Here is a 23,367-nt window from a genome sequence, read left to right on the forward strand (position 1 = left end):
CGGCCCGTTCGTCGCCATTCCGGTGTTTCCGTCGCGGTCGTTTCGGCACAGCGGCATCTATGTGCCCGTCGATTCTGAGGTTTCCGATCCGTCTTCGCTGGCCGGCGGCACGGTCGGACTGGCGGAATATCAGCTGACCGCCAACATCTGGATCCGCGGGATTCTGGCCGACCGGCACGGTTTGCCGGTCGACGCGGTGCGCTATCGGACGGGCGGGCTGCACGCGGCCGGGCGCCCGGAAAAGCTGGCGGTGTCGTTGCCGCCGTCGATCGACATCGCGCCGATCGGCGCGGGCGAAACCCTTTCCGACCTGCTCGCGGCCGGTGCGATCGATGCGCTTTACACTCCGCGTACGCCCCGGGCCTACGTCGAGGGCCGCGCCCGCCGCCTGTTCCCCGACTTCCCGGCGGTCGAGGAGCAGTACTGGCGCGACACCGGCATCTTCCCGGTCATGCACGTGGTGGTGATCCGCCGGGAAATCTACGAGCGGGACCGGTGGATCGCCCGCTCGCTGATGGACGCCTTCGTGCGGGCGCGGCAGATCGCGCTCGACGGGATGGCCGAGACGGCGGCGCTGCGCTACATGCTGCCGTGGCTGGCGGCCAATGTGGAGCATGCGCAGCGGGTGTTCGGCGACAGCTACTGGACCTACGGGCTGCCGGGCAATGCGGTCACGCTGTCGACGCTGGCGGGATATGCCCACGCCCAGGGCCTCATCGACAAGCCTCTCGCGGCCGCGGACCTCTTCGCCCCCGAGACCCTCGCCGACACCGTCATCTGACCCGCGACGTGCGCGCGCCCAGGAACAGTCTTTGGATGACCAGGGAGACGCCGAAGCACAGCAGTCCGGCGGCCGTACCGAAGTCGCCGAACGTCACGCTGCGGTCGATGCCCCGGGGCCGCCACCGCGTCGTAGAGCAGGTGGGCGCCGAGCGAAGCCGCCCACAACACGAGCGTGACGGCGTTCCCCTGACGCCAGAATCGGTCGTCCGGCCGTCGGCGACGGCATGGAACGGCTGCTGCCCTTGACGAACCGCTTGAGCGGCTCGGTGCCGCCGAGCAGAGACGCCCCTAACTCCGCGGCGCCGAGCACGATCAGAACCAGCGGCAGAGTGAAGCCCGCCAACCGCCGGGGCCGGATCTGGGCGCGGACCAGCAGGGCCAGCACGACCAGGTCGATCGCGATGCTCATGGGTCCCGACGCTAGGGGCGGCCCCCGTCCACGACATCCACCCGCGGGTGGAACGGCGGGTGGAAACCCGGTTCCGGCGCCGCCCGCACCGCGATCCGCGCGGCGCCGGAGTGTTTGATCGCATTGGTGACCGCCGCCTCGACCGCCCGGTCCAGCTCCGCCAAGTCGAGGGCATGCCCGGCGCGGCCGCCAGATTCAGCCGAGCAGGACGTCGACGTAGTCCAGGTCGACCGTGCCGGGCTGGTCCGCCTTGGTGAAGGTCAGTGTGGACGTCCCGGCCGGCAGGTTCACCGTGACGGTGGTCTGCCGGATGAGTTCGCGGAATTGGGTCGGGTCGAAGGAGATCTGTTGCCATGGGCCGTCGCCTACCCGTACCAGTTGACCGGCCTTGGTCTGCGCCCGCCGTTCCTCCTCCGTCCCGGCGGTCGAGTAGCCGACCTTCAGCCGGTATCGGCCGGCGGCCGGCACCGTGATCGGAAGGCGCAGCGTGCTGGTCGGTTTCGCGAAGTCGGCGACGTACGCGTTGCCCGACACGTACGGGGCGAAGAAGTTGCTCTCGTCCATGTTGATGCGGACGAGGTTGGCGTCCGTCCATTGGCCGCTCTCCGCCTGCACCCGCTCACGGAACGGTGTCACCTGGAGATAGTCGAGCCCGAGCGTACCTCCGTGGATCTTGACTTTGATGGTGTTGATGCCGCGCCGCAGCACCGCCGTGGTCGGTACGGTCGCGAAGCCGCCGGTGGCGGGGAAAGCGACGGCCTTGCCCGCGATGGTGCCCTCGACGCCGCCGCCGGTGTAGCGGATGGCAAGGTCGTAGGCGCCCGCCTGGGGCGCACGGACGGTGAAGGTGAATTCGTCGCCGGTGACGTACGCGTTCTCCGACGCGAGCGGGCTGGTGTGGCTTCGACCACCGGTGGCCTCGTGGCGCGGGCCGGGGAGGACCGGACCGGTCGCCGGCCGGATGACCGCGAGGTACGCGGTCGTCTCGTCTATGTCCTGCACCGGCACCGAGATGGCGCCGTCGTGGACCCGGTACGTGCCACCGAAGACCGGTACCGGGCCGGCGGAGACACCGTCCGTGCCGGTCCACTCGGTGGCGTAGACCTGAACGCTCGCACGACCGCCGAAGCCCAGGCCGCCGACCTTCAACTGCAGGTCGCCCGAGCCGCCGCCGAAGACCACCCGGGCGGTCCGGTCGTGCCGGTCGACGCTGGCGAAGCCGTCCGGCGCGGGCAGCTGATCGACGCCCGTGACGCCGGTGGTGACCGTGCCGTCCCGGCCGTTGCCGGACGCGTCCGGCACCGTGGTCCCGGGCGCCTCGTCGAAGTGGTACGACAGAACGTTGCCGACGCCCGGGGTGGTCATCAGGTCCCGCAGTTGCGCGCTGGAGAGCGCGTGGTCGTAGATGTTGAAGTCGTCGACGGTCGCGTCCAGAAGCGGGTCGGCGTACTGCGACTTGCCGATCCAGTTGTTGGTGGTGTCGCCGCCGTTCAGGTCGGACGGGCCGAGCGTCATGTTCGGGTTCGTGCCGGCCGGCTCGCCGTTCACGTAGAGCGTGCCGGTGGTGCCCGATTTGGTCACCGCGACGTGGGTCCAGCCGGTCGGCAGCGGCGCGGTCCCGTTGATCTGCTGCTCGACGCCGCCGGCGTTGATCGAGAAGCGCAGTCCGGCGCCGCCCGCCCGCGGGGTGAGGAACATGTTCACGGCGGTGCCGGTGCCGAAGTCGAAGATGCGGGCCCAGTCCGCGACGGACCGCAGGTTGACCCAGGCGGAGACGGTGAAGTCACCGACGCCTTTCAGGACTCCGGCCGGCATCGAGACGTACTGGTTGGGTGCGTCGCCGTTGAGCGGGATGGCGGTGCCCTCGCGGCCCGCGATGCGGGTCGCCTCCGCCGGGACCGGCGTGCCGACCTCGATGTAGCGCGCGGTGGGCGCGGGCGGGGTGACCGTGACCATGTCGCCGGTCATGTCGCCGTACCACTTGTAGAGCCAGTAGTTGCCGGTCGGGTCGGCCTCGTACGCCGGGCCGGAGCCGCCGCCCTCGGGCACCAGCAGGTCGCCGAGGCGGCCGGGCTTGTGCCAGAACGCGAGGTCGGCCGTGTCCACCTTGGCCCGTTCCAGCTTGGCGACGAAGCGGGTGAGCCAGCCCGGCACGCCGGCGTCGCGCGGTGAGCCGTACTCGTTGATGCTGATCGGCAGGGGGCCGACGCCGAGTTCCTTCTCCAGCGCCCGGTACTGCTGGACGTGGGTCTCCACCTGCAGGCCGGTCATCGGGCCCAGTTCGTGCCAGGAGACGATGTCCGGCACGGTGCCGGAGGCGATCGCGGCGGTCAGGAACGGGCGCAGGCCGACCTCGTAGTCCCGGTCGTAGCTGGGGCCGATGATCGGCGTGCCGGGGTCGAGCGACCGGATCAACCGGTACGTCCGGGCCCACATCTCGTTGAAGTCACCCCAGGCGGGGTTCCAGGTCCACTGCGGCTCGTTCCAGATCTCGTACCCGTAGATGTTGTCGGCGCCGGAGGCGACGCGCGCCCGGACCATCCGCTCGACCTGGCTGTACCAGTAGTCGTCGCCCTGCCAGACGTAGGGGAAGCTGGGGAAGATGTCGGGCAGGCGAATGGTGACGGTGGCGCCGTTGCGCTTGGCGACCGGCCACACCTTCAGCGTGTCGCCGACCGGGGCGGGCTCTCCGTTGGGCTGGTGTGTGGCACCGGGCGGCGGCTGGGTGAACATCTTCGGCTTGATTCCGGCGATCCAGTGGTCGGCCGGCCAACCCTCATCGGCGATGCCGTAGAGGGACCCGGAGGCGGCTTGATCGACCGGCTTGATCGGTTTCGACAGGTCGACCGCCAGCACCATCGGGGGCCGCTTGTCCGCCGCGACAGCCTGTACCGGTCCGGTGCGGGCAATCGCGGCCGCCATCGCCATGATCAGTAAGCCGGCCACGCTGGTGGCCCGTCGGATATCGCGTCGCACGCCCGTACCCCCGTCCGCAACCGGCAGCAAGGAAAACGTTTTCCTTGCACGGTAGGACGCGTATTGAGTCATGTCAATCGGGGCGGCGCGCGGATCAGCGGATTGCTGCGGTACCTGTTCGGTCCCGGCAAGCGTGAAGAACACGCGGACCCGCGAGTGGTGGCCGCTTGGGACGGCGCCGGGCGGGCGGTACGACGTGCACGGGCCGGGTTCCGGCCGCCGGCGCAGCCGGTGTGGCGCTGCTCGATCCGCGCCCATCCCACCCACCGCAGTCACACGGACGGCGCAGTGGGGACACATCGCGGGCGAGGTCGTCGCCGCCGTCGGACTGGCTTTGCCGGAATCACGGAACTACCGGAGCTGCCGCGTCCGGTATTGTGCCCACCGTTTTGCCGCCTCAAGCAGCGGCTTGGTGAACGAGTCGGGCTCGGTACCGCCGATCTCCGTCCAAACGCGTGCGTTGGCTGCGGCGAACGCGTCAATGCCGTCGGCGGTTGCCTGCTGCCAGGAAGGGACGGTCGCCGCGAGGTCCTCGGCAGCGGCGGGGTCGTCTCCGGCGGCGATGAGCCAGATGACCCAGTACGCCGCGTCCAGCCAGGGCGCACCGCGTGTCGCCCAGCCCCAGTCAACCAGCCGGGCCTGATCGTTCTCGACAATGACGTTCGCGTTGTTCAGGTCGGTGTGCAACAGCGCCTGGCCCGTGAAGTAGTGAAGTTCGCTGTCCTCGGCGTACGCCTGAAGGCGAAGTGGCGCCTCGCGCAACTCGATCGCCGGGCAGGGAGTGTCGCCGAGCTTCGTCAGCAGTTCGCCCACGAGGCCCAGATGGGTCGAGCCAGGCCGGTAGCTTGCCGGCGTGCCGCCCAGTGCTTCGAAGATCAGAACGTCCCAGCCGCTGTGTACCACGCGGCTGACGAGGGCTGGTGCGAACTCGGTGACGTAGGGGGCGATCTCGGCCTCGCGGCGCTGGGTCCACACCCAGCGGTGATCGGCCGGAAGGGCCTTGATGAAGTAGCGGCCCTGCTGCGTCCGAATGATGGCCGCGACCGAACTGTTGAGCCCGGTTCCGAGTGACGATGCTGAGGTGACCGCGCCGACCTCGCGCTCGATGGCGTCGCGGGCGCTCAGCGGGAGCGACCAGTAAGGCATCCGGGTATGCGGCACAGGCATTCCTCGAGAGAGCGAAGCTCCGGGCCGCCTCGCCATGGCACGGCGGCAGCCCGGAGGAGCGGTTGGTGTCAGTTATACGGGTTGTCGTTGCCGCAGCCGCGCTGGTTGGTGTCGGTCAGCGAGTCGACATCGGGGCGCCCTGCGACCACGACCACAACGCCCGGACGGCGATGACGACGCCGTAGCCCCACCAGCAGCAGGAGAACCCCACCGAGTAGCCCGACGAGCCTCGGTCGCGCGCCCAGCGCACCAGGCCGAGCCGGATCCGCGCGCCGCGGACGATCAGGCCGGACCACGATCAGGCCGACGACCAGCGACTCGGCCACCGACCCCACCGTGGGTCCACACGATCACCGCGATCAGGTCGGGCTCACCCGGCTTGCCGCGAACCCGGCAATCGGCAGGACCACCTCACTCGGCAGCACCCGGAACGATGCTGTCCACGGCGGTGGCCTGCGCGGCGCCGGGGCTGGCCAGCACGTTCATGACATTGGTCGCCCAGCCGGCAACAATCTCCGTCCGGGAGCAGCCGGCAGTGCCCGCGGCTGACCCTCGCCAACAAACTGGAGGGCCCACATCAGCTGTTCAGGCGGCCGATCAGGGCGGGCTGTCTCCTCCCGGTAGGGCGTGTCGGAGAGTATGAAGTGGTCGATGCCGAGGTCGGCGTACTTGCGCAGTGCCGCCGCGACCTCGTCGGGCGAGCCGACCAGCCAGGTCGTGCCCGCTCCGCCGCCGCCGTGGCGGCCGGGCGCGGTGTAGAGGCAGCTGTCGAGCACGTCGCCGCGTTCGCCCAGGTCGAGCAGGCGCTGCTGGCCGACCGCGCAGGCCGAACTCCAGGGTCGGATGAGGCTTTCGTTGGCGTGTGGCGACTATGACCGCACCCGGCCGCTGATAGACGGCACGGTGCGGCCGAACGGCCTCGAACTGACCTGCCTGCCGATGCCGGTCGAGGAGATCTTCTTCCGGATGGCCCGCTTCCGCGAATTCGACGCGGCCGAGTTGTCGCTGGGCAGTTACCTGGTTTCGGGCGCGCTGTCCGGCCCGTTCGTCGCCATTCCGGTGTTTCCGTCGCGGTCGTTTCGGCACAGCGGCATCTATGTGCCCGTCGATTCTGAGGTTTCCGATCCGTCTTCCCTGGCCGGCGGCACGGTCGGACGGGCGCGGCAGATCGCGCTCGACGGCATGGCCGAGACGGCGGCGCTGCGCTACATGCTGCCGTGGCTGGCGGCCAATGTGGAACATGCGCAGCGGGTGTTCGGCGACCGCTATTGGACGTACGGGCTGCCGGGCAACTCCGACACCTTGGAAACGGTCATTCGGTATGCCCACTCCCAGGGCCTTATCGACCGCCCTCTCGCCGCGGCCGACCTGTTCGCCCCGGAGACCCTCGCCGACACCGTCATCTGACCGTTTTGCGCGCGCTTCCCGAAACAACCTCTGGATCGCACGCGGCTTCGCACTGATGTGATCCTCGCGAGTCACCGCGGAACGGGGAGGTTCCCCGCAACGTCGATCGACGGCGGTGCGGACCGCATCTACTCAGACGATTCAGCTAGCAGCGCTGCCAGCGAAGCGCGGGGCGGCGAAGACGAGCAAGGGTCCCGTCGAACCTTCTACCCGGGTGAAGGCTCCGTCGCCGCTGACCCACCAGCATTCGCCCAGCGCACCGGTCATTTTGGGCAGCCACGTTAGTAGCACCCACCTGAGGTTGCCCTTCGGCGGCCGCCTCTCCGATTCGTCTACATAGTGGCAATTGCGGCGTTATTCTCCAGCCAGGCTTTCACCCCTTTTTCGACAGCAAGGGACCTCGCATGTCCTCACTTCGAGCAACAAAACGGGCCCGGCTGAACGGCGCCGGGCTTATCTGCGGCGCGATCGTCGCGGCCGGAATTGTCGGACCACAAGCCGCCGCATATGCCGCCGCAATGGTCGGACCGTCCGTCGTCCAGGCCGGCGGTAACGCCGTGATCAATGACCCGCAGGGCAGCTACAACGCCGCTTCCGCCGCCGTGCAGCTGTCACTCACGCAGTGCGCCGCGAAGTTCACCGCCCCGGGCGGTGCTACCGGCCCGTGGACCGCGACGGTCACCAGCCGCACCGCCACCTCGGTCGCGTTCACGGTGCCCGCCGGGCCGGTGGGCGGTACCAACGGCACGGTCAAGCCCTATTACGCCTGCGTCTACGAGGGCAGTGTCGCGGGCACGAGCAACCTGCAGGGCGCCGCGACCGTCTACGTCGGAACCGTACCTATGCTCAGCAGTAATGCCGGGCTCAGCGGAGGCGGCGCCCAGATCACCGTCACCGCGAATCAGAACCAGCCGCTGTTCGCCGGGCTCACTTCGGTGGCCGCGGTCTTCAGCACCTCGTCCTGCAACGCCACGCTCGGCGTCAACAATGCGGCCGGCCTCACGGTCACCGCCGTGAAGCAGCTGTCGAGCACGCAGGTGAGCATCACCGTCCCGCCCGGCGTCGTATCAGCCAACGGTCCCGCGCAGACCATGTACAACCTCTGCCTCTATGACGGCTCGTCCGCCAACGGCGCGTTGCTGTCGTTCAACTCGTACATGGTCAACAACGTCGGTCTCACCCCAGCGGCCGGGTCCTACCTCACCAGCAACGGCGTCACCGCCAGCGCGCCCACCGCATTCCTGTCCGGTGTGACCACACCGGCCGTGTTGCTGGTGGGCATGGGCGGCGGCTGTCCGGGGATGTACTCCACCGCGCCGATCGGTTCGGTGTCGCCGATGCCGCTGCCGCCGGCGGCCGTACGGCGGCTGACCACGAGCCGGGCGGCGGTGACCCTCCCGCCGCTCCCGATCAACCAGGGACAGCCCACGCCGTACTCGGTCTGCTTCTACGCCGGCACCTCGACGACCAGCCAACTGCTGGGCACCGCGTCCTACCTGGCCGGGATCGTCGCGAACCCGACCGGGATCCAGCCCGCGGCTGGACCGGCCGCCGGCGGCAACACGATCACCGTGACCGGTACGGACTTCCCGACCGATCCGAGCCGGATCACCGCCACGCTGGGCGGCGCTGCCCTCACCAACATCCAGCCGATCAGCGACAAGGCGTTCACGGCCACCGCCCCGCAGCACGCGGCCGGGGCCGGCCAGACGCTCGTGGTCAGTACCTCAGCCGGTACGAAGGCGCTACCAGGGGCGTACGCGTTCCTTAACCCGATAACCATCAGCCCCAACACCGCACCCAGCACCGCGCCCACGGTCGACGTGGACGTACAGGGCACCGGCTTCATGGGCATCAACTTCGGGACCAGCGGCACCGCCGGCCGGGTGTTCCTGGTCAACGGCGTCTACAACGGATCCGACGCGGGCGGCGGCAGCCGGGCGAACGGGCCGGTAGCCGAGTGCGGCAACGTGCTGCCGATCAGCGACCAGGAACTGGTCTGCACGCTGCAGCTCAACCGACGGCTCAACACGACCGGCACCGGCTACTTCGACTCCACCACCTACACGAACACGCTGACCACCGACGTCTCCTCGGTGGCCGGCAGCCGAACAATCACCTCAGCCGCTGGCAAGTTCAGCATGAACGACGTCGGACAGCCCATCGTGCAGACCTCGAACACCGACATCCCGGCCGGCAGCATCCTTACCGCGGTCCGGAGCCCCTACAAGGCGGACATCTCCGCGCCCGCGATCGCCACCTCGACCTCGGCCTTCACCGCGACCATCGGCAACAACGTCGCGGTGCACCAGTTCACCGGCTCGCTGACCACCACGACCGGCAGCACCACGGTGACCACCTCATCCGGCGCCTTCACCCGCGCCGACATCGGCCGCGTCTTCAGCAGCACCACCGCCACCGGCATCCCCAATGGCACTACGGTCCTAGCGGTCGCACCCGGCGGCGCCTCGGCCACCCTGTCCACGCCAGCCACCGCCAGCACGATCACCAACCTGACCAACGTCGTGGCCACCGACGGCTCGACCACCATCAGCACCTCCAACGTGGCATCCACCGACGTGGCCGGGATCATCGGCGCTAACAGCATCGGCATCCCGGCCGGCACCACCATCACGTCCGTGAATGCGGGCACCAGCGCCGTGCTTTCCGCGCCGTCCGCAGGTGGCGGCGTCACGGGCACACTGCCGGTGAACCACCCGGTCAGCGGATCGCTCTATGCCGCTTCGCCGGTGCCGGATGGCTCGTACAACCTGGTCGTCGTCAGCAACGGCGCCCCGGACGCGGCCGACAACGACCCGACGTACACCCAGACCGATGTCACCAGCAGCTCCGCCTTCACGGTCGCCGCCTTCTGACGATCCGCCGCAGGCAACCCGCCGGCGACACCCACGCGGCGATACAACCAAGGCCCTGCCGCCCGGTGCGGCAGGGCCTTCGGCTCGGGACCGAAGGAAGGAACGCCCGGGAACAGCGCGAACAACCACTGGAGCGCCCGCATCAGCTGATCAGGCGGCCGATCAGGGCGTCGCCGACCCGGGCTGTCTCCGTCCGGTAGGGCGTGTCGGAGAGGATGAAGTGGTCGATGCCGAGGTCGGCGTACTTGCGCAGTGCCGCCGCGACCTCGTCGGGCGAGCCGACCAGCCAGGTCGTGCCCGCGCCGCCGCCGCCGTGGCGGCCGGGCGCGGTGTAGAGGCAGCTGTCGAGCACGTCGCCGCGGTGGCCCAGGTCGAGCAGGCGCTGCTGGCCGACTGCGGGCCTTCGCCGGCGGAAAGCGTCGGGAGGGGAGGTCATCGCCGCTACCTTGGCCTCGGCGTCGCGCCAGGCTTCCTCGGAGGTGTCGCGGACCAGCGTGGTGATGCGCAGGCCGAACTCCAGGGGTGGCAGGTCGCGGTCCAGGTCAGAACTGAGGCGGCGCAGGCGGTCGATGCGGTCGGCCACCCCGTCGAGCGATTCACCCCAGAACAGCTGGACGTCGGCCTCGGTGGCCGCGACCTTCTCCGCGGCCGCCGAGGCGCCCCCGAAATAGAGTCGCGGGCCGGTGCCGTGCGGGCGGGGGACCACAGTGGAGTCGGCGACGCGGAAGTGCGAGCCCTCGAAGGTGACGTGCTCCGATGTCCACAAGCGACGGACCAGGCGCATGAACTCCTTGGTACGGGCGTACCGCTCGGTCTGATCGCCCTCGACGTCGCCGTACGCGGCCAGATCGTCCTGCCCGCTGACGATGTTGACGAGCAGCCGGCCGCCGCTGAGGTGGTCGAGGGTGGCCGCCGAGCTGGCGAAGTGGGCCGGCTGCCAGTAGCCCGGCCGGACCGCCACGAGCGGCTTGAACGTGGTCGTGCGGGCGGCCAGCGCGGTGGCGACCGTGAACGTGTCCGGCCGCCCCCAGCCGGTGCCGATCAGGGCGCCCTCCCACCCGTGCTCCTCGGCGAGCCGGGCCAGTTCCACGCTGTGGTCGAGGGTGCCGTACCCGGGGACGGCGTCGTCGCCGCGGTGGCCGGGCTCGACCGTGTTCGGGATGTACCAGAGGAACCTCATCGGCTGGCACCTTCCAGAGCCGAAGCCGGAGCCGGGGCCGGGGCCGGACGGGGCAGGCCGTAGTGCTCGCGCAGCGTGGTGCCCGTGTATTCGGTCCGGAACAGGCCGCGCTCCTGCAGGATCGGCACCACCTTGCCCGCGAACGCCTCGATGCCCGACGGGAGGACGGCGGGCATGATGTTGAACCCGTCGGCCGCCCCGTTCTCGAAGTAGTGCTGGATCGTGTCGGCGACCTGCACCGGCGTACCGGTGAAGGTGCGGTGGCCGCGGCCACCGCCGAGTTTTCCGATCAGCTCGCGGACCGTCAGGTTCTCCCTTCGGGCCCAGTCGACGATGAGCGTGCGGCGGCTCTTCGCGCCCTCGATCTGGTCCTCGTCCGGCAGGTCCGCCGGCAGGGGTTTGTCCAGATGCAGATAGGAGGGGTCGACACCCAGGGTGCTGGCGATGGTGGCCAGGGCGTATTGCGGCGCGATCAGCCGGTCGAGCTCGGCCTCGAGTTCCCGCGCCTCGGCCGGGGTGTCACCGAGGACCGGCACGATGCCGGGAAGAATCACGACGTGGTCGGGGTCGCGCCCGGCCGCCGCGGCCCGGCGTTTGAGGTCGGCGTAGAAGGCCTGGCTCTCGGAAAGGGTCGGCTGCGCGGTGAAGACGGCCTCGGCCCACTTCGCCGCGAAACCGCGGCCGTCCTCCGACGAGCCCGCCTGCACCAGCAGGGGATGGGCCTGCGGTGAGCGGGGCAGGTTGAGCGCGCCGTCGACCCGGAAGAACGGGCCGCGGTGCTGGATGCCGCGCACCCGGTCGGCGCGGGCGTGGATGCCCGACTCCTTGTCGGCGACGACCGCGTCGTCGGCCCAGCTGTCCCAGAGTTTCGTCGAGACCTCCAGAAACTCGTCGGCCCGTTCGTAGCGGGCCCGGTGCAGCGGCTGGTCGTCGAGGCCGAAGTTGCGGGCGGCGCCGGGCCCGGCGGTGGTGACGATGTTCCAGCCGGCCCGGCCGCCGCTCAGGTGGTCGAGGGAGGCGAACCGGCGGGCCAGGTTGTAGGGCTCGTTGTAGGACGTCGAGGCGGTCGCGATCAGGCCGATCCGGCTCGTGGTCGCCACCAGGGCGGCCAGCAGCAGCGTCGGTTCGAGCTTGCCCGCCGGCCGCCGCCCGGGGTCGCTCCACAGCACCGGGCTGTCGGCCAGGAAGACCGAGTCGAACTTGGCGTCCTCGGCCACCCGGGCGAGGTGCTGGTGGGCGGCGAGGGAGAGGTTGGCGTGCGGGTCCGACTCGGGCAGCCGCCACGACGCCTCGTGGTGGCCGGTGTCGTGCAGGAACAGGTTGAAGTGCAGTTGCCTCATCGGCGGTTCTCCTCGTTGACGCCCAGCTGATCCAGCAGGAAGGCCCGCAGTTCGGCGGGCGAGCGGTCCACCTGGACGTCGGCGCGCACCACGCCGCCGTCCAGCAGAATCACGCGGTCGGCGAGCTCGATCGCCTCGTCGACGTCGTGGGTCACCAGCAGTACGGCCGGCTTGTGCGCCTCGCAGAGCTTGCGCAGCAGCGCGTGCATGCGGATGCGGGTCAGGGCGTCCAGCGCGCCGAACGGCTCGTCGGCCAGCAGCAGCTGGGGTTCGCGGACGAGGGAGCGCGCGAGCGATGCGCGTTGCTGCTCGCCGCCGGACAGTTGGTAGGGCCACGCCCGCTCGCGGCCGGCCAGGCCGACCTCGTCGAGGGCCAGCCGGCCGCGTTCGACCGCGTCCTTGGCCCGCAGGCCGAAGACCACGTTGTCGAGCACCCGCTTCCACGGCAGCAGCCGGGAGTCCTGGAAGACGACCGAGACCGCCTCCGGCACGACGATCCGGCCGCTGCCGGCGACGTCGCGGTCGAGGCCGGCCAGGGCGCGCAGCAGCGTGCTCTTCCCGGTGCCCGAGCGCCCGATCAGCGCCACGAATTCGCCCGCCGCGATGTCCAGGTCGAGTCCGTTGAGGACGCCGCCGTTGCGGTTGAAGCTGCGGTGCAGATCGCGGACGCGAACCGCCGGCTCGGTGATCAGCCCTCCAGGGTGCGGCGCCATCCGAGGACCCTCCTCTCGGTGAGACGTACGGCGGTGTCGGCGAGGAACCCGAAGAGGCCGTAGATGACCAGGCCCACCACGAGGACGTCGGTCTGGCCGTACTCCTCGGCGAGCGTCATCATGTGGCCGACGCCGCTGGTCGCGTTGTACTGCTCGACGACGACCAGGCCGAGCAGTGCCGAGGTGACCGCGAACCGCATGCCGAGCAGGAACCCGGGAAGCGCGCCGGGCAGCACGACGTGGCGGATGAACTCGGGCCGCCCGATGCCGATCGTCTCGGCCAGTTCGGCGTACTTGCCGTCGATGCTGCGCAGCCCGTTGTGGGTGTTCACGTAGATCGGGATCATGCTGATCAGTGCGATCGTCACGAGCTTCATCTCCTGGCCGATGCCGAACCAGGCGATGAACAGCGGGATCAGCGCCAGCGTGGGCACCGACCGTTTGATCTGGATCGGCCCGTCGATCAGCGCCTCGCCGAGCCGGGAGAGACCGGAGACGACGGCCAGCACCGTGCCGCCGAGCACCCCGAACGCCAGGCCGACGCCGGCCCGTCCGAGCGAGGCGAGGATGTCGCCGAGCAGGTCGTGGTCGGTCCACTGGGTCTTGAACGCGATCGCCACGTCCCAGGGCGCGGTCAGGACGGTCGGGCTGATGAACCCGGCCTTCGAGCCGATGGACCAGATCGCGAGCAGGAGGGCCGGTCCGATCCAGAAGGTGAACCGGTGCCGGCGGCCGGGGCCGAGGCGCCGGCGCAGGACGCGCTCGGTCGTGCGGGGACGCGCGGTTTCCAGAGTGAGCGTCATGACGCGTCACCGGTCACCAGTTGGGAGCCCGCCGCGGCCGCCTCGACCGACTCGAAGCGGCGGTCGGCGAGCGTGCTGACGTCGAGCTTCTTGTGGTCCTGCTCGGCCGAGAGCAGATCGGCCGTCGCCTGCAGCCGCGCCTGGGCGGCGTCCCAGCTCGCCGGGATGCCGACCTTGCCCTGCACCTTGAGATAGGCCTGCGCGGCGGTCGCGCTGAGGCCCTGGTTGCCCTCGAGGTACGCCACGGCGTACTCCTGCGGGTGCTCGTTCTGCCACAAGAGCGCCTTGGTGCGGACACCGACGTACGTCTTGAGAGCCGCCGCCTTGGCGGCATCCTGGACCGATTTCGTCAGGCAGTAGAGCGTCGACGCGTCGTCGCGGATCCCGGTCGGGACGGTGCTGCTCCCGGCGTATTTCGTCTTGTAGACGCCGACCTGCTGGATGCCGAGCGGCGCCACGTCGACCGCCTTGCCGCCGAGCGCCGTCATGTACGTGTCACCCGTGCTCGTCATGTCGACCAGCTGCACGTCCTTCTGGGTCAGCCCGGCCTTCTGCAGTACGCGCAGGACCAGCGCGCCCTGGGCCTGTCCCGCGCTGTACGCGATCTTCTTGCCCCGCAGGTCGGCCAGCGACGCGACGTGCTGGCCCGGGGCGACGCCGAGCTCGTACGTCGGGTACTTGAGCGGATCGACCGTGACCGCCTGGAAAACGATCTTCGTCGGGGTGCCGGTCCAGGCCGCGAACAGCGACGGGATGTCGGCGACCGCGCTGCAGTCGAGTTTGTTGCCCCGGAACGCCTGGATGCTCTGCGGGCCGCCGCTGATGTTGGCCCACTCGACCCGGACGCCGGCGTCGGTGAGTTCCTTGTCGAGGCCGGAGGCCTGGAGGTCGGCCTGGACGGCCGGGTCGCCGATCCGGATCACGGTGCCGGTCGGGACCTGTTCCGGCAGGGCGGCGCTCAGGTCGAGGGTGGTCTTCGGGTCGGTGCTCGCACACCCGGCCAGCAGGCCTATCAGGACGGCGGCTCCGGCGGTGGATCGGCGAAATCTCATGAGCTTCCTTCGTTACAGGGTGTGGTAGATGCCGTCGTGGTAGAGCAGAGCGCCGCCGCTGTCGTTGAGCCCGGCCTCCTCGATGCGCCCGATGACCAGGTGCGAGGTGCCGGCCGGGTGACGGTGCTCGATCGCGATGCGCAGCCAGGCGGCGGCGTCGGTGAGGACGGGCTCGCCGCTCGGGAGGCGGTCCCAGTGGGTCGGGGCGGCGAAGCGGTCGATGCCGCTGGTGGCGAAGGTCCGCGCCAGTTCGGCGTGGCCGGCGCCGAGCAGGTGCACGACGGCGCTGCCGGCGTCGCGCAGGTGCGGCCAGGTGGACGCGGTCGCGGCGATGCTGAACGAGAGCAGGGGAGGCTCGGCCGAGAGCGAGGCGAGTGAGGTGACGGTGACCCCGGCGGGGCCGTGTCCGGCGTCGACGGTGACGACGGCTACTCCGGCGGCGTGCCGGCGGAAGACCTGCCGGAACAGGGCGGCATCGACTTGCCAGGCGACTGCGGTCATGGGCGGTTGCCTCCATCCGATCGGCTCGCTTCGATGTCCGGCCGACCTGAATCCATACTATGGCTATAGGATTTAGAGGCAACTATGCACCGGAGTGAATTAAGTGCGGGAGCGGTGAGGCGGGTCACCCGGCGCGGAGGTGCTCCACCGGGGTGAGGGGTGCGGCATAGACGCGGTCGAGGGCGACCGCGCCCCCCGCCGACGCGAGCACGTGGCCCGGAAAACTGGTCCGCCGGACGACGGCGGCCGCGTCCGGGCCGGCCTCGGCGCACAGGGTGGCGAGAAGCTGGGGCATCCGGTTGATGCCGGCCTCCGCGACCACCAGAACCTCGGGATCGAACAGGTCGAGCAGCAGGCCGGCCGCGCGACCGACGAGGCGGGCGCGTTCCAGCAACAGATTCATGGCCCCGGCGTCGCCCCGCGAGGCCGCGTCGACCAGGGCGTGGATGTCGGCCTGGCCGGAGCGGCGCAGCAACGCCCGGTCGGAGACGGCGGTCTGGAGGCAGCCGGTGCGGCCGCAGGCGCAGACCGCGTCGCAACCCTCGATCGGCAGGTGGGCGACGGCGCCCGCGGCCGAGCGGGGACCCCGGTGGACGACCCCGTTCGCGGCGAAGGCGACGTCGACGACGTTGCCCACGAACAGGTGCACGGCGCTGCGGCGCGCCTGGAGTGCGGCGTCGCCGAAGAGCTGCTCGGCCTTGAGCAGGGCCCGCGAGTTGCTGTCGACGCCGACCGGCAGGCCGGTGGCGTCGGCCAGCACCGCCGCGAGCGGAACCTTGTGCCAGCCCAGCAGGTGGTGTTCGACCAGGACGCCGTTGCCCGCGTCGACCCAGCCGCCGGTGGCCACGCCGAGGCCGAGGATGCGGTGGCCGCTCGCCAGCCGGGCGATCCGGTTGCTCAGCGCCGCGAGGACGCCGGCCGGGTCTCGCCGCCCGTGCGGTTCCTGTCGCTGCTCGATGACCCGGCCGCGCAGGTCGAGCCGGGCGACCGTGGTGTGCGGGACCGCGATGTGCACCCCGATGACCCCGGCCGCGTCCGGCTCGATGTCGACCGGCACGTGCGGCCGCCCGGCCCCCGGCGGTCCGGCCGCCTCCGGCACCTCCCGGACCAGCCCCTCGTGCACCAGTGACGTCACGAGCCCGCTGACCGAGGCCGCCGACAGGCGGGTGGCCCGCGCGACCGAGCTGCGCGCCACCGGTCCGTGGTCGAGGATCGCCCGCAGCACCGCCCCGGCCGAGTCCCGGGACTTCCCGGCCGTCGCCGGCGTCAGGTCGCGGCGCCGGGTCATTCCGCGACCCTAACGCCGTCCGGGCCGTGGGCCGGCGATCGGTAACGAGTCGTTTCACGGTCGGTAAAGGTCGGAGTGACCGGGATCATTGGCCGCCGGAGCATGATCGGTCATATAAATTTGAAGTATGAGGTCCGAGGCACGGCTCGCCAATGAAGCCTGGGAGGCCATGCTCCGCGCGCAGGCGACGCTGGCGCGGGAGTTCGAGTTCGCCGGCGACTGGGGCGACCTGCCGCCCCGTGAGTACGGCGTGCTCTACGCGCTGTCGACCGCGCCCGAGGGTCTGCGGATCACCGCGCTCATCGACGACGTCCTGCTCACCCAGGCCGGGGTCTCCCGCCTCGTCGCCCGGCTCGAGAAGCGGGGCCTGGTCGCGCGGCGCGACGACCCGGACGACGCCCGCGCCTGCCGGATCGTGCTGACCGATCAGGGCCGGGAGACCCAGAGGCGGCTCGGCCGCTCGCACGCCCGGCACGTCACCGAGGCGATGACCCGGGCGCTGAGCCGCGAACAGCTGGAGACGCTGCGGGAGCTCTCGACGGCCCTGCTGCGGGAGGCCGGCCCGGCATGATCGTCGTCATCGGCGGCGGCCAGGCCGGACTCTCGGCCGGCTATCACCTGAAGCGGCGCGGGCTCGACTTCGTCATCCTCGACGCCGGCGCGACGCCGGGCGGTGCCTGGAGCCACCGGTGGGAGTCGCTGCGGATGGCGACCGTCAACGGCATCTTCGACCTGCCCGGCCTCCCCAAGCCGCCCCTCGACCCGGCGGAACCGAGCCGCACCGCCATTCCCCGCTACTTCGCCGATTTCGAGGCCGCCAACCGGCTGCCGATCCGGCGGCCGGTCACGGTCTCGGCGGTCCGAAACGCCGGGCGCCGGCTGGTCGTCGAATCCAGCGCCGGGGAATGGATCGCCGACGCGATCATCAATGCCACCGGTACGTGGACCAACCCGGTACGACCGCACTACCCGGGCCAGGAGACCTTCCGCGGCCTCCAGCTGCACACCCGCGACTACGTCTCCCTCGACCAGTTCGCGGGCCGGCGGGTCGCGGTCGTCGGCGGCGGCATCTCGGCCGTCCAGCAGCTGGAGGAGATCTCCCGGGTCGCCCGCACCTACTGGTACACCCGGCGGGAACCGCACTTCCGCGCCGGCGACTTCGAGCCCGAGGTGGCCGGCCGCGAGATCATCGCGAAGGTGGTCGCCGACGTCGAGGCCGGCAACCCGACCGGAAGCGTCGTCTCGTACACCGATCTGGCCTGGACGCCGTACGCCGTCGCGGCCCGCGAGCGCGGCGCCCTGCACCGGCGGCCCATGTTCACGGCCATCGAGCCCCTCGGCGTACGCGAGAGAAGCGGGGAACTCACCGAGGTCGACGCCATCCTCTGGGCGACCGGATTCAAGGCCGCCCTCTCGCACCTGGACCCGCTGGGGTTGCGCAACGAACGCGGCGGCATCCAGCTGACCGGCACCCAGGTCATCAGCGACCCGCGCGTGCACCTGATCGGCTTCGGGCCGTCGCAGTCGACGGTCGGCGCCAACCGGGCCGGCCGCGAGGCGGTCGGCGCCCTGGTCAGATATCTCGGCCGGCGGACGGTGACGGCATGACGGTCCCGAAGGCCGGGTAGGGCACGCCGAGCATCTCGGCCACCTCGATGGTTCGCCGGGGCGCCGGGCACTGGCGGCCCATCGTCTCCTCGGTGAGGCGGCCGTCGCGGGTCTGGAAGAGGAAGCGGGCGGCCGGGTGCCCGGCCCACCGGCCGGCGTCGAGCTCGGCGGCCAGTCGATAAGCCGCCGGGACCAGCGGCAGGGCCCGCAGCTCGGCCGCCCACCGCTCGACCGCCCTCAACCACGCCTCCGAGGCCGGGTCGCGGGAGAACCGGGCCACCGCGGCGGCCAGCTCGGACCACGGGTAGTCGAGCCACGGCTTGCTCTTGAGCACCGGCAGCTGCCACTCGCGCTTGGCCGCCGCCCAGTAGTCGGCGTGGGCGGCCACCGAGTGCAGGGTGAAGTCGGGCACCGACAGGGCGCTCAGGGCGCCGCCGTGGCAGGCACCGGTGTCGAGGCTGAAGACCCGGCCGTCGAGGACCACCGGCGGCGGCCCGACCACGTGATGGCCGACCGCGACCGGCTTGGCGTCGGTGTAATGCTCTTGCCAGTGCGCTTGCGGGAAGAGCGCGGCCAGCTCCTTCTCGCCACTGGTCGAGCCGCACAGGATCTCTTCCTTCTGGGCGGCCAGCGGGATTCCGGAGAGCATGGCCGCGTGCACGACCCGGACGTGTTCGTTCTCGAAGTGGTAGGGGAGGGTGCGCATCCAGTCGACGACCTCGCCGTAGCGCGGGCCGAGCTGGAGACGGGTGATCTCCTGCGCGTACGAGAAGATGCCCCGGACGTGCTTGCGCTCGTGATTGCCCATGAGCACCACGGTGTTCGGTCTTTCCCGCAGGAACCGGACCACCTCGCCGGGGGCCGGCCCTCGATCGACGACGTCGCCGGCCGCGACGAGCAGGTCGGACGGGCGCAGGTCGAGCGAGGCGAGCAGTTCCGTCAGCTCGTCGAAACACCCGTGTATGTCGCCGACGACGACGGTCCGACCCATGCCGCCGAGACTAGGAACGCTCGGGGCCGCCCGCCATCGCTTTTTCCGCCAGCTCGGCCAGGAACCGGGGGATGCGGCCGCCGCCGTAGTCGAAGAACCGGGCCCACGCCGGCTCGATCGTGATGCGGACCATCTGCGGGTACATCTGCCGGACCAGGCCCTCGAACTCGGCCGCCGCCGCGGCGTCCATCACCTTGGTCGTCCCCTGGAGGTATTCCTCCGGGATGCCGTCGACGGTCTCCAGCGTGGCCCGGCCGCGGATCAGGACCGACTGGGCCTCGGCCGGTGTCGCGCCGCCGTCGACCGTGATCGCGACGTCGGGCCGGGCGGCGAGCGCCCGCACCTTGGGCGCGGTGGTGGCGGTGCACACGACGATCGCGGAGCCGTTCCAGAGGAAGCCGATCGGGATCACCCGGGGCAGGCCGTCGGCGCCGTTGTAGGCCAGCCGGCACAGGGTGGCCGTCTCCAGCAGGTGCCGGGCCTTGGGCTGGGCCAGCTCGGCGGTGACATCGTGGTCGGTCATGTCTGCTCCTTCGTCGGTTGCCCCGGGGACGGCGCCGGGCCGCGTCCCCTCGACAACCTCTCGGCGTGACCTGGGTCACAGAGGTGGAGCGACGAAGCCGCCGAACTCGCGTTCCAGCAGCTCGGCGAAGCGGATCGGCGTGTAGTCCTCGAACAGCGGGCCGATCAGCTGGACCCCGACCGGCAGCCCGGCCGCGGTTCGGGTGACCGGCACGGCGGTCGCCGGCAGGCCCGCCGCGGTCGCGTTGCCGGCCCACGCGAGCTGGTCGTTGTAGTCGTGCGGCTCGCCGTCGATCGAGAGCTCGCGGGCCCATTGGTGCGCGCTCTGGTCGTGCGGGAACGCCGGGGTCGAGAAGACCGGGGCCAGGACGACGTCGAACTCGGCGAACAACTCGCGCCATGCGGCGCGATGGCGGGCCCGTACGCCGTCGGCCGTGAGCCAGTCGCGATAGCTCAGCACCACACCGCGGGCACGCTCGGCGACCAGTGACCGGTCGTCGTCGTCGAACCGGGCCGCGGCCGCGACGGCCGACCGGTAGACCTCGGGCGGATAGCCCGCCGCGACCGAGGCCTGCAGCAGGCGCATGTAGGTGCGGGCGACCTCGGCCTGGTCGGGCAACAGAGGGCTGTCCCGCCGCACGGTCACCCCGGCCGTCTCCAGGCGGCCCGCGAGCTCGTCGATCGCGGCGCGCACCTCCGACGAGACCGGCACCAGCGGGTGGGAGTCGAGCACCAGCACCCGGAAGTCGGCCAGCCGGTCGTGGCGGGGCGGCCGCAGCGCGGCCCGGTAGGCGATGCCCAGGGTGGTCTCGTCCGGGTCGCACAGCAGGCCGACCAGCAGCGCGAGGTCGGCCGCCGAACGGGCCATCGGGCCGATGACGCCCAGGTCGCGCTCGTAGGCCAGGGGCGGCATCCCCGGGAACGTGTGGCCACGGATCGGAAGGAGGCCGGCTGAGGCCTTGTGCGCGTAGATCCCGGTGAAATGGGCCGGGACGCGCAGCGAGCCGCCGATGTCCGAGCCGATCGACAGGGCCCCGAACCCGGCCGCGAGGGCGGCCGCCGAACCACCGGACGACCCGCCGGGGGTGCGCGCGGGGTCCCACGGGTTGTTCGTGGTGCCGTAGAGCGGGTTGTAGCTCTGGAAGTCACCGAGGCCGACCGGCACGTTCGTCTTGCCCAGGATCACCGCCCCGGCCTCCCGGAGCCGGGCGACCGCGACGGCGTCGCCGGCCGCGACGAAGTCCTTGAACGCCCGCACGCCCCAGGTCGTGGGCAGCCCGGCGACGTCGAACGACTCCTTCACCGTCATCGGTACGCCGAGCAGCGGCCGCCTCTCGCCGCGGGCCCGGGCCGCGTCGGCGGCCCGGGCGGCGTCCTCGGCCCGCTGGAAGTCACGCACGCAGAGAGCGTTGAGGTCGCCGTCGAGGTCTTCGATGCGGGCGATCGCGGCCGAGGTGAGCTCGGCGGCGGACACCTCGCCCGCGTCCATCGCCTCGGTCAGGCGGGCGGCGGTCGCGTACGTGAAGTCGGTCATGCTCTATACCTGCCAGTAATGGTTCGCCGCCGCAACCGTCTGGAAGTTGGTCGCCACCACCTGCGAACTCGCGATCAGGGCGGCCGGGTCCTCGGAATACACCGGGCGGAGCCGGGCCCGCACCTCGTCGGACGGCTGGGTCATCTTGACCGCCACCCGGGACAGCTTCACGGCGAGCTCGAAGCCCTCCTCCGGGGTCGCGGTGATCAGGGACGGCAGCCAGGTCGCAGCCATGGTCGGCTCCTTATGTCGTAAACGATTAGATCGTGTACGACCTTATCGCGCGAGCTAAGGTTGGCGCGATGGAAACGACGAGTGACCAGGACCACGCCCTGCTCGGCGACCAGCTGTGCTTCGCCCTCTACGCGGCGTCCAAGGCGGCCGGCAACGCCTACCGCGTGCTGCTCGCCCCGCTCGGTCTCACCTACCCGCAATACCTGGTGATGCTCGCGATCTGGGCCGCCGACGGGAGCACGGTGGCCGAGGTCGGCGCCGAGGTCGGTCTCGAGACCTCGACGCTGTCGCCGCTGCTCAAACGACTCGAGCAGGCGGGCTTCCTGACCCGGAGCCGGGACGCCCGCGACGAGCGGGTCGTGCGCCTGCACCTCACGGCGACCGGCGCCGGCCTGGAGGACGCCGTGCGCGACGTCCGGGCCCGGGTCGAAGCCGCCACCGGGCTCAGCGGCGCCGAGATGACCGATCTCCGCCGGCGGCTGCTGCGGCTCCAGGCCGGTCTGGCGGCTTTCGCGACCGCGCAGAGCGCCTGATCACGCCAGGCTGCCCCAGGTGGCCGACTCGCCGGCGGCCGAACGGGTCTGCGGGACGTGCCACGGGTTGTCGTCGCGCAAGGGCGGCGGGAGCAGCGCGGCCGGGCAGTCCTGGTAGGTGACCGGGCGCAGGAAACGGCCGATCGCGGCGGTGCCGACCGAGGTCGTGGTCGGGTTCGTCGTCGCGGGCCAGGGACCGCCGTGCTGCATCGCCGGGGTGACCGCGACGCCGGTCGGCCAGCCGTTGAAGAGCAGGCGGCCGGCCCGGTCACCCAGCACGCCGAGGACCTCCCGCAGCCACGGCGAGTCCTCGCCCGAACCGATGTGGACACCGGCGGTCAGGGAGCCCTCGACCAGCTCGGCGATGGCCGGCGCCAGCGGCATCGCGGGGTCGTAGCGCACGATGACCGACAGCGGCCCGAAGGCCTCGTCGGCCAGGGTGTCGCGGTGGCCCAGCAACGTCGCGAGGTCGGTCTCGACCAGGGTCGGCTCGGCCGCGTCGCCCGATATCGAGCCCTCGCAGAGGACGGCCACCCCCGCGGTGCCGAGCACCTGTTCGCGCCGCCGCGTGAATCCCTCGGTGATGCCGGGGTGCAGCAGGCGTTGCGGGCCCACGCCGCCGAACCCGTCGGTGGCGAAATCGGCGCCGGCCGGTACGAACAACAGGCCGGGCTTGGTGCAGAGCTGGCCGGCCGACCCGGTGACACTGGCCGCGAAGCCGGCGGCGATCTGCGGGGACCGCTCGGCGAGGGCGGCCGCGGTCACGACGACCGGATTGGTGCTGCCCAGCTCGCCGTAGAACGGAATCGGCTTCGGCCGGGCCGCCGCGATGTCGAACAGCGCCCGCCCGGCCCGCAGCGAGCCGGTGAAGCTGGCCGCGGCGATCCGCTCGTCCTTCAGCGCGGCGACCCCCTCGTCCTGGCCGTGGATCAGGCCGAGCGCGTCGGCCGGCATCCCCGCTTCGGCAAGGGCCCCACGCACGATCGACGCGGTGAGGTCGGACAGGCGCGGGTGGCCGGGGTGCGCCTTGACCAGAACCGGGCAGCCCGCGGCCAGTGCCGACGCGGTGTCGCCGCCCGCCACCGAGAACGCGAACGGGAAGTTGCTCGCCGCGAAGTTCAGCACCGGGCCGAGCGGCACCAGGTAGCGGCGCAGGTCCGGCCTCGGCCCGAGGACGAAGTCCGGATCGGCGGCGTCCAGGCGTACGTCAAGGAAGGCGCCCGCCGCCGCGACATCGGCGAAAAGCTTGAGTTGCACCGTGGTCCGCTTCAATTCGCCGCGCAGGCGGCCCTCGGGCAGCCCGGTCTCGGCCATGGCCGGCGGAATCAGGTCATCGGCCGCCGCGGTCAGCGCGTCGGCGACGGCGACCAGTGCCCGCGCACGCCGGCGTGGCTCGGTGGAACCGAATTCGGGTGCCGCGGCGGCTACCGCGGCAATGCTGTCGGTCATC

General features: G+C 71.2%; 24 protein-coding genes. 6 read left to right on the forward strand and 18 right to left on the reverse strand.

Translation table 11 applies throughout. The features are described from left to right. The coding region (locus tag AB0M88_RS22215) for a hypothetical protein (protein WP_364105059.1) at window positions 1-781 on the forward strand (781 nt) is incomplete at its 5' end. A 93-nt stretch (window positions 782-874) separates the two neighbouring features. Here the strand turns inward: AB0M88_RS22215 and AB0M88_RS22220 are convergent. The 6 genes from AB0M88_RS22220 to AB0M88_RS22245 all read right to left on the reverse strand — a co-directional run bounded on the left by AB0M88_RS22220 (window position 875) and on the right by AB0M88_RS22245 (window position 6,111). Next, complete coding sequence (locus AB0M88_RS22220) at window positions 875-1,192, reverse strand: hypothetical protein (RefSeq protein WP_364105061.1); 318 nt, start codon at window positions 1,190-1,192, stop codon at window positions 875-877. An 11-nt stretch (window positions 1,193-1,203) separates the two neighbouring features. Beyond that, window positions 1,204-1,356 (reverse strand): hypothetical protein, encoded by a 153-nt coding sequence (locus AB0M88_RS22225; protein ID WP_364105063.1) that lies wholly within the window; start codon window positions 1,354-1,356, stop codon window positions 1,204-1,206. A gap of 31 nt (window positions 1,357-1,387) precedes the next feature. Next, window positions 1,388-4,168: a LamG-like jellyroll fold domain-containing protein gene (locus tag AB0M88_RS22230; RefSeq protein ID WP_364105065.1), complete on the reverse strand. Its 2,781-nt coding sequence runs from the start codon at window positions 4,166-4,168 to the stop codon at window positions 1,388-1,390. Between the two features lie 351 nt (window positions 4,169-4,519). Continuing rightward, a complete protein-coding gene (locus tag AB0M88_RS22235) occupies window positions 4,520-5,314 on the reverse strand; it encodes a hypothetical protein (protein ID WP_364105067.1) in 795 nt (264 codons plus the stop codon). An 89-nt stretch (window positions 5,315-5,403) separates the two neighbouring features. Then, entirely contained in the window at window positions 5,404-5,661 is a 258-nt protein-coding gene (locus AB0M88_RS22240) for a hypothetical protein (protein ID WP_364105069.1), read from the reverse strand. A 156-nt stretch (window positions 5,662-5,817) separates the two neighbouring features. After that, the gene (locus AB0M88_RS22245) at window positions 5,818-6,111 is read right to left on the reverse strand and encodes a hypothetical protein (protein ID WP_364105071.1); all 294 of its coding nucleotides are present in this window, start codon (window positions 6,109-6,111) and stop codon (window positions 5,818-5,820) included. A 163-nt stretch (window positions 6,112-6,274) separates the two neighbouring features. Between AB0M88_RS22245 and AB0M88_RS22250 the strand changes: the two genes are divergently transcribed. After that, window positions 6,275-6,742 (forward strand): hypothetical protein, encoded by a 468-nt coding sequence (locus tag AB0M88_RS22250; RefSeq protein WP_364105073.1) that lies wholly within the window; start codon window positions 6,275-6,277, stop codon window positions 6,740-6,742. 518 nt (window positions 6,743-7,260) lie between these two features. Beyond that, the gene (locus AB0M88_RS22255; protein ID WP_364105075.1) at window positions 7,261-9,618 is read left to right on the forward strand and encodes an IPT/TIG domain-containing protein; all 2,358 of its coding nucleotides are present in this window, start codon (window positions 7,261-7,263) and stop codon (window positions 9,616-9,618) included. Between the two features lie 142 nt (window positions 9,619-9,760). Here the strand turns inward: AB0M88_RS22255 and AB0M88_RS22260 are convergent, their stop codons facing one another. The 7 genes from AB0M88_RS22260 to AB0M88_RS22290 form a co-directional block, all read right to left on the reverse strand. Next, a complete protein-coding gene (locus AB0M88_RS22260; protein ID WP_364105077.1) occupies window positions 9,761-10,798 on the reverse strand; it encodes an LLM class flavin-dependent oxidoreductase in 1,038 nt (345 codons plus the stop codon). Next, the gene (locus AB0M88_RS22265; RefSeq protein WP_364105079.1) at window positions 10,795-12,138 is read right to left on the reverse strand and encodes an LLM class flavin-dependent oxidoreductase; all 1,344 of its coding nucleotides are present in this window, start codon (window positions 12,136-12,138) and stop codon (window positions 10,795-10,797) included. Before AB0M88_RS22265 ends, AB0M88_RS22260 begins: the two co-directional genes overlap by 4 nt. After that, window positions 12,135-12,851: an ATP-binding cassette domain-containing protein gene (locus tag AB0M88_RS22270; RefSeq protein ID WP_364105081.1), complete on the reverse strand. Its 717-nt coding sequence runs from the start codon at window positions 12,849-12,851 to the stop codon at window positions 12,135-12,137. Before AB0M88_RS22270 ends, AB0M88_RS22265 begins: the two co-directional genes overlap by 4 nt. Next, window positions 12,827-13,654 (reverse strand): ABC transporter permease, encoded by an 828-nt coding sequence (locus tag AB0M88_RS22275; RefSeq protein WP_364105083.1) that lies wholly within the window; start codon window positions 13,652-13,654, stop codon window positions 12,827-12,829. Before AB0M88_RS22275 ends, AB0M88_RS22270 begins: the two co-directional genes overlap by 25 nt. Then, on the reverse strand, window positions 13,651-14,706 hold the full coding sequence (locus AB0M88_RS22280; protein ID WP_364105085.1) for an ABC transporter substrate-binding protein: 1,056 nt from the start codon (window positions 14,704-14,706) through the stop codon (window positions 13,651-13,653). Before AB0M88_RS22280 ends, AB0M88_RS22275 begins: the two co-directional genes overlap by 4 nt. Window positions 14,707-14,718: 12 nt before the next feature. After that, complete coding sequence (locus tag AB0M88_RS22285; protein ID WP_364105087.1) at window positions 14,719-15,207, reverse strand: flavin reductase family protein; 489 nt, start codon at window positions 15,205-15,207, stop codon at window positions 14,719-14,721. A gap of 124 nt (window positions 15,208-15,331) precedes the next feature. Continuing rightward, window positions 15,332-16,495: an ROK family protein gene (locus tag AB0M88_RS22290; protein WP_364105089.1), complete on the reverse strand. Its 1,164-nt coding sequence runs from the start codon at window positions 16,493-16,495 to the stop codon at window positions 15,332-15,334. A 127-nt stretch (window positions 16,496-16,622) separates the two neighbouring features. On the opposite strand from AB0M88_RS22290, the gene AB0M88_RS22295 reads away from it, so the two are divergent. Both AB0M88_RS22295 and AB0M88_RS22300 read left to right on the forward strand, forming a co-directional pair. Next, window positions 16,623-17,066, forward strand: a complete 444-nt coding sequence (locus AB0M88_RS22295; RefSeq protein ID WP_364105091.1) for a MarR family transcriptional regulator — start codon at window positions 16,623-16,625, stop codon at window positions 17,064-17,066. Continuing rightward, window positions 17,063-18,103: an FAD-dependent oxidoreductase gene (locus AB0M88_RS22300; RefSeq protein ID WP_364105093.1), complete on the forward strand. Its 1,041-nt coding sequence runs from the start codon at window positions 17,063-17,065 to the stop codon at window positions 18,101-18,103. The genes AB0M88_RS22295 and AB0M88_RS22300 overlap by 4 nt, the downstream gene beginning before the upstream one ends. Here AB0M88_RS22300 and AB0M88_RS22305 read toward each other — a convergent pair. From AB0M88_RS22305 to AB0M88_RS22320, 4 genes are all read right to left on the reverse strand, one after another. Further along, complete coding sequence (locus tag AB0M88_RS22305) at window positions 18,069-19,094, reverse strand: metallophosphoesterase family protein (protein ID WP_364105095.1); 1,026 nt, start codon at window positions 19,092-19,094, stop codon at window positions 18,069-18,071. The genes AB0M88_RS22300 and AB0M88_RS22305 overlap by 35 nt on opposite strands. Window positions 19,095-19,104: 10 nt before the next feature. Continuing rightward, window positions 19,105-19,617 (reverse strand): pyridoxamine 5'-phosphate oxidase family protein, encoded by a 513-nt coding sequence (locus tag AB0M88_RS22310; RefSeq protein ID WP_364105097.1) that lies wholly within the window; start codon window positions 19,615-19,617, stop codon window positions 19,105-19,107. Window positions 19,618-19,692: 75 nt separating this feature from the next. After that, entirely contained in the window at window positions 19,693-21,150 is a 1,458-nt protein-coding gene (locus AB0M88_RS22315) for an amidase (RefSeq protein WP_364105099.1), read from the reverse strand. A 3-nt stretch (window positions 21,151-21,153) separates the two neighbouring features. Next, on the reverse strand, window positions 21,154-21,384 hold the full coding sequence (locus AB0M88_RS22320) for a hexameric tyrosine-coordinated heme protein (protein ID WP_364105101.1): 231 nt from the start codon (window positions 21,382-21,384) through the stop codon (window positions 21,154-21,156). A gap of 68 nt (window positions 21,385-21,452) precedes the next feature. Between AB0M88_RS22320 and AB0M88_RS22325 the strand changes: the two genes are divergently transcribed. Then, complete coding sequence (locus AB0M88_RS22325; protein ID WP_364105103.1) at window positions 21,453-21,917, forward strand: MarR family transcriptional regulator; 465 nt, start codon at window positions 21,453-21,455, stop codon at window positions 21,915-21,917. Here the strand turns inward: AB0M88_RS22325 and AB0M88_RS22330 are convergent, their stop codons facing one another. Continuing rightward, window positions 21,918-23,366: an aldehyde dehydrogenase (NADP(+)) gene (locus tag AB0M88_RS22330; RefSeq protein ID WP_364105105.1), complete on the reverse strand. Its 1,449-nt coding sequence runs from the start codon at window positions 23,364-23,366 to the stop codon at window positions 21,918-21,920. Between the last annotated feature and the right edge of the window lies 1 nt (window position 23,367).

It is taken from the genome of Actinoplanes sp. NPDC051411 (assembly GCF_040682075.1).
GTDB lineage: Bacteria > Actinomycetota > Actinomycetes > Mycobacteriales > Micromonosporaceae > Actinoplanes.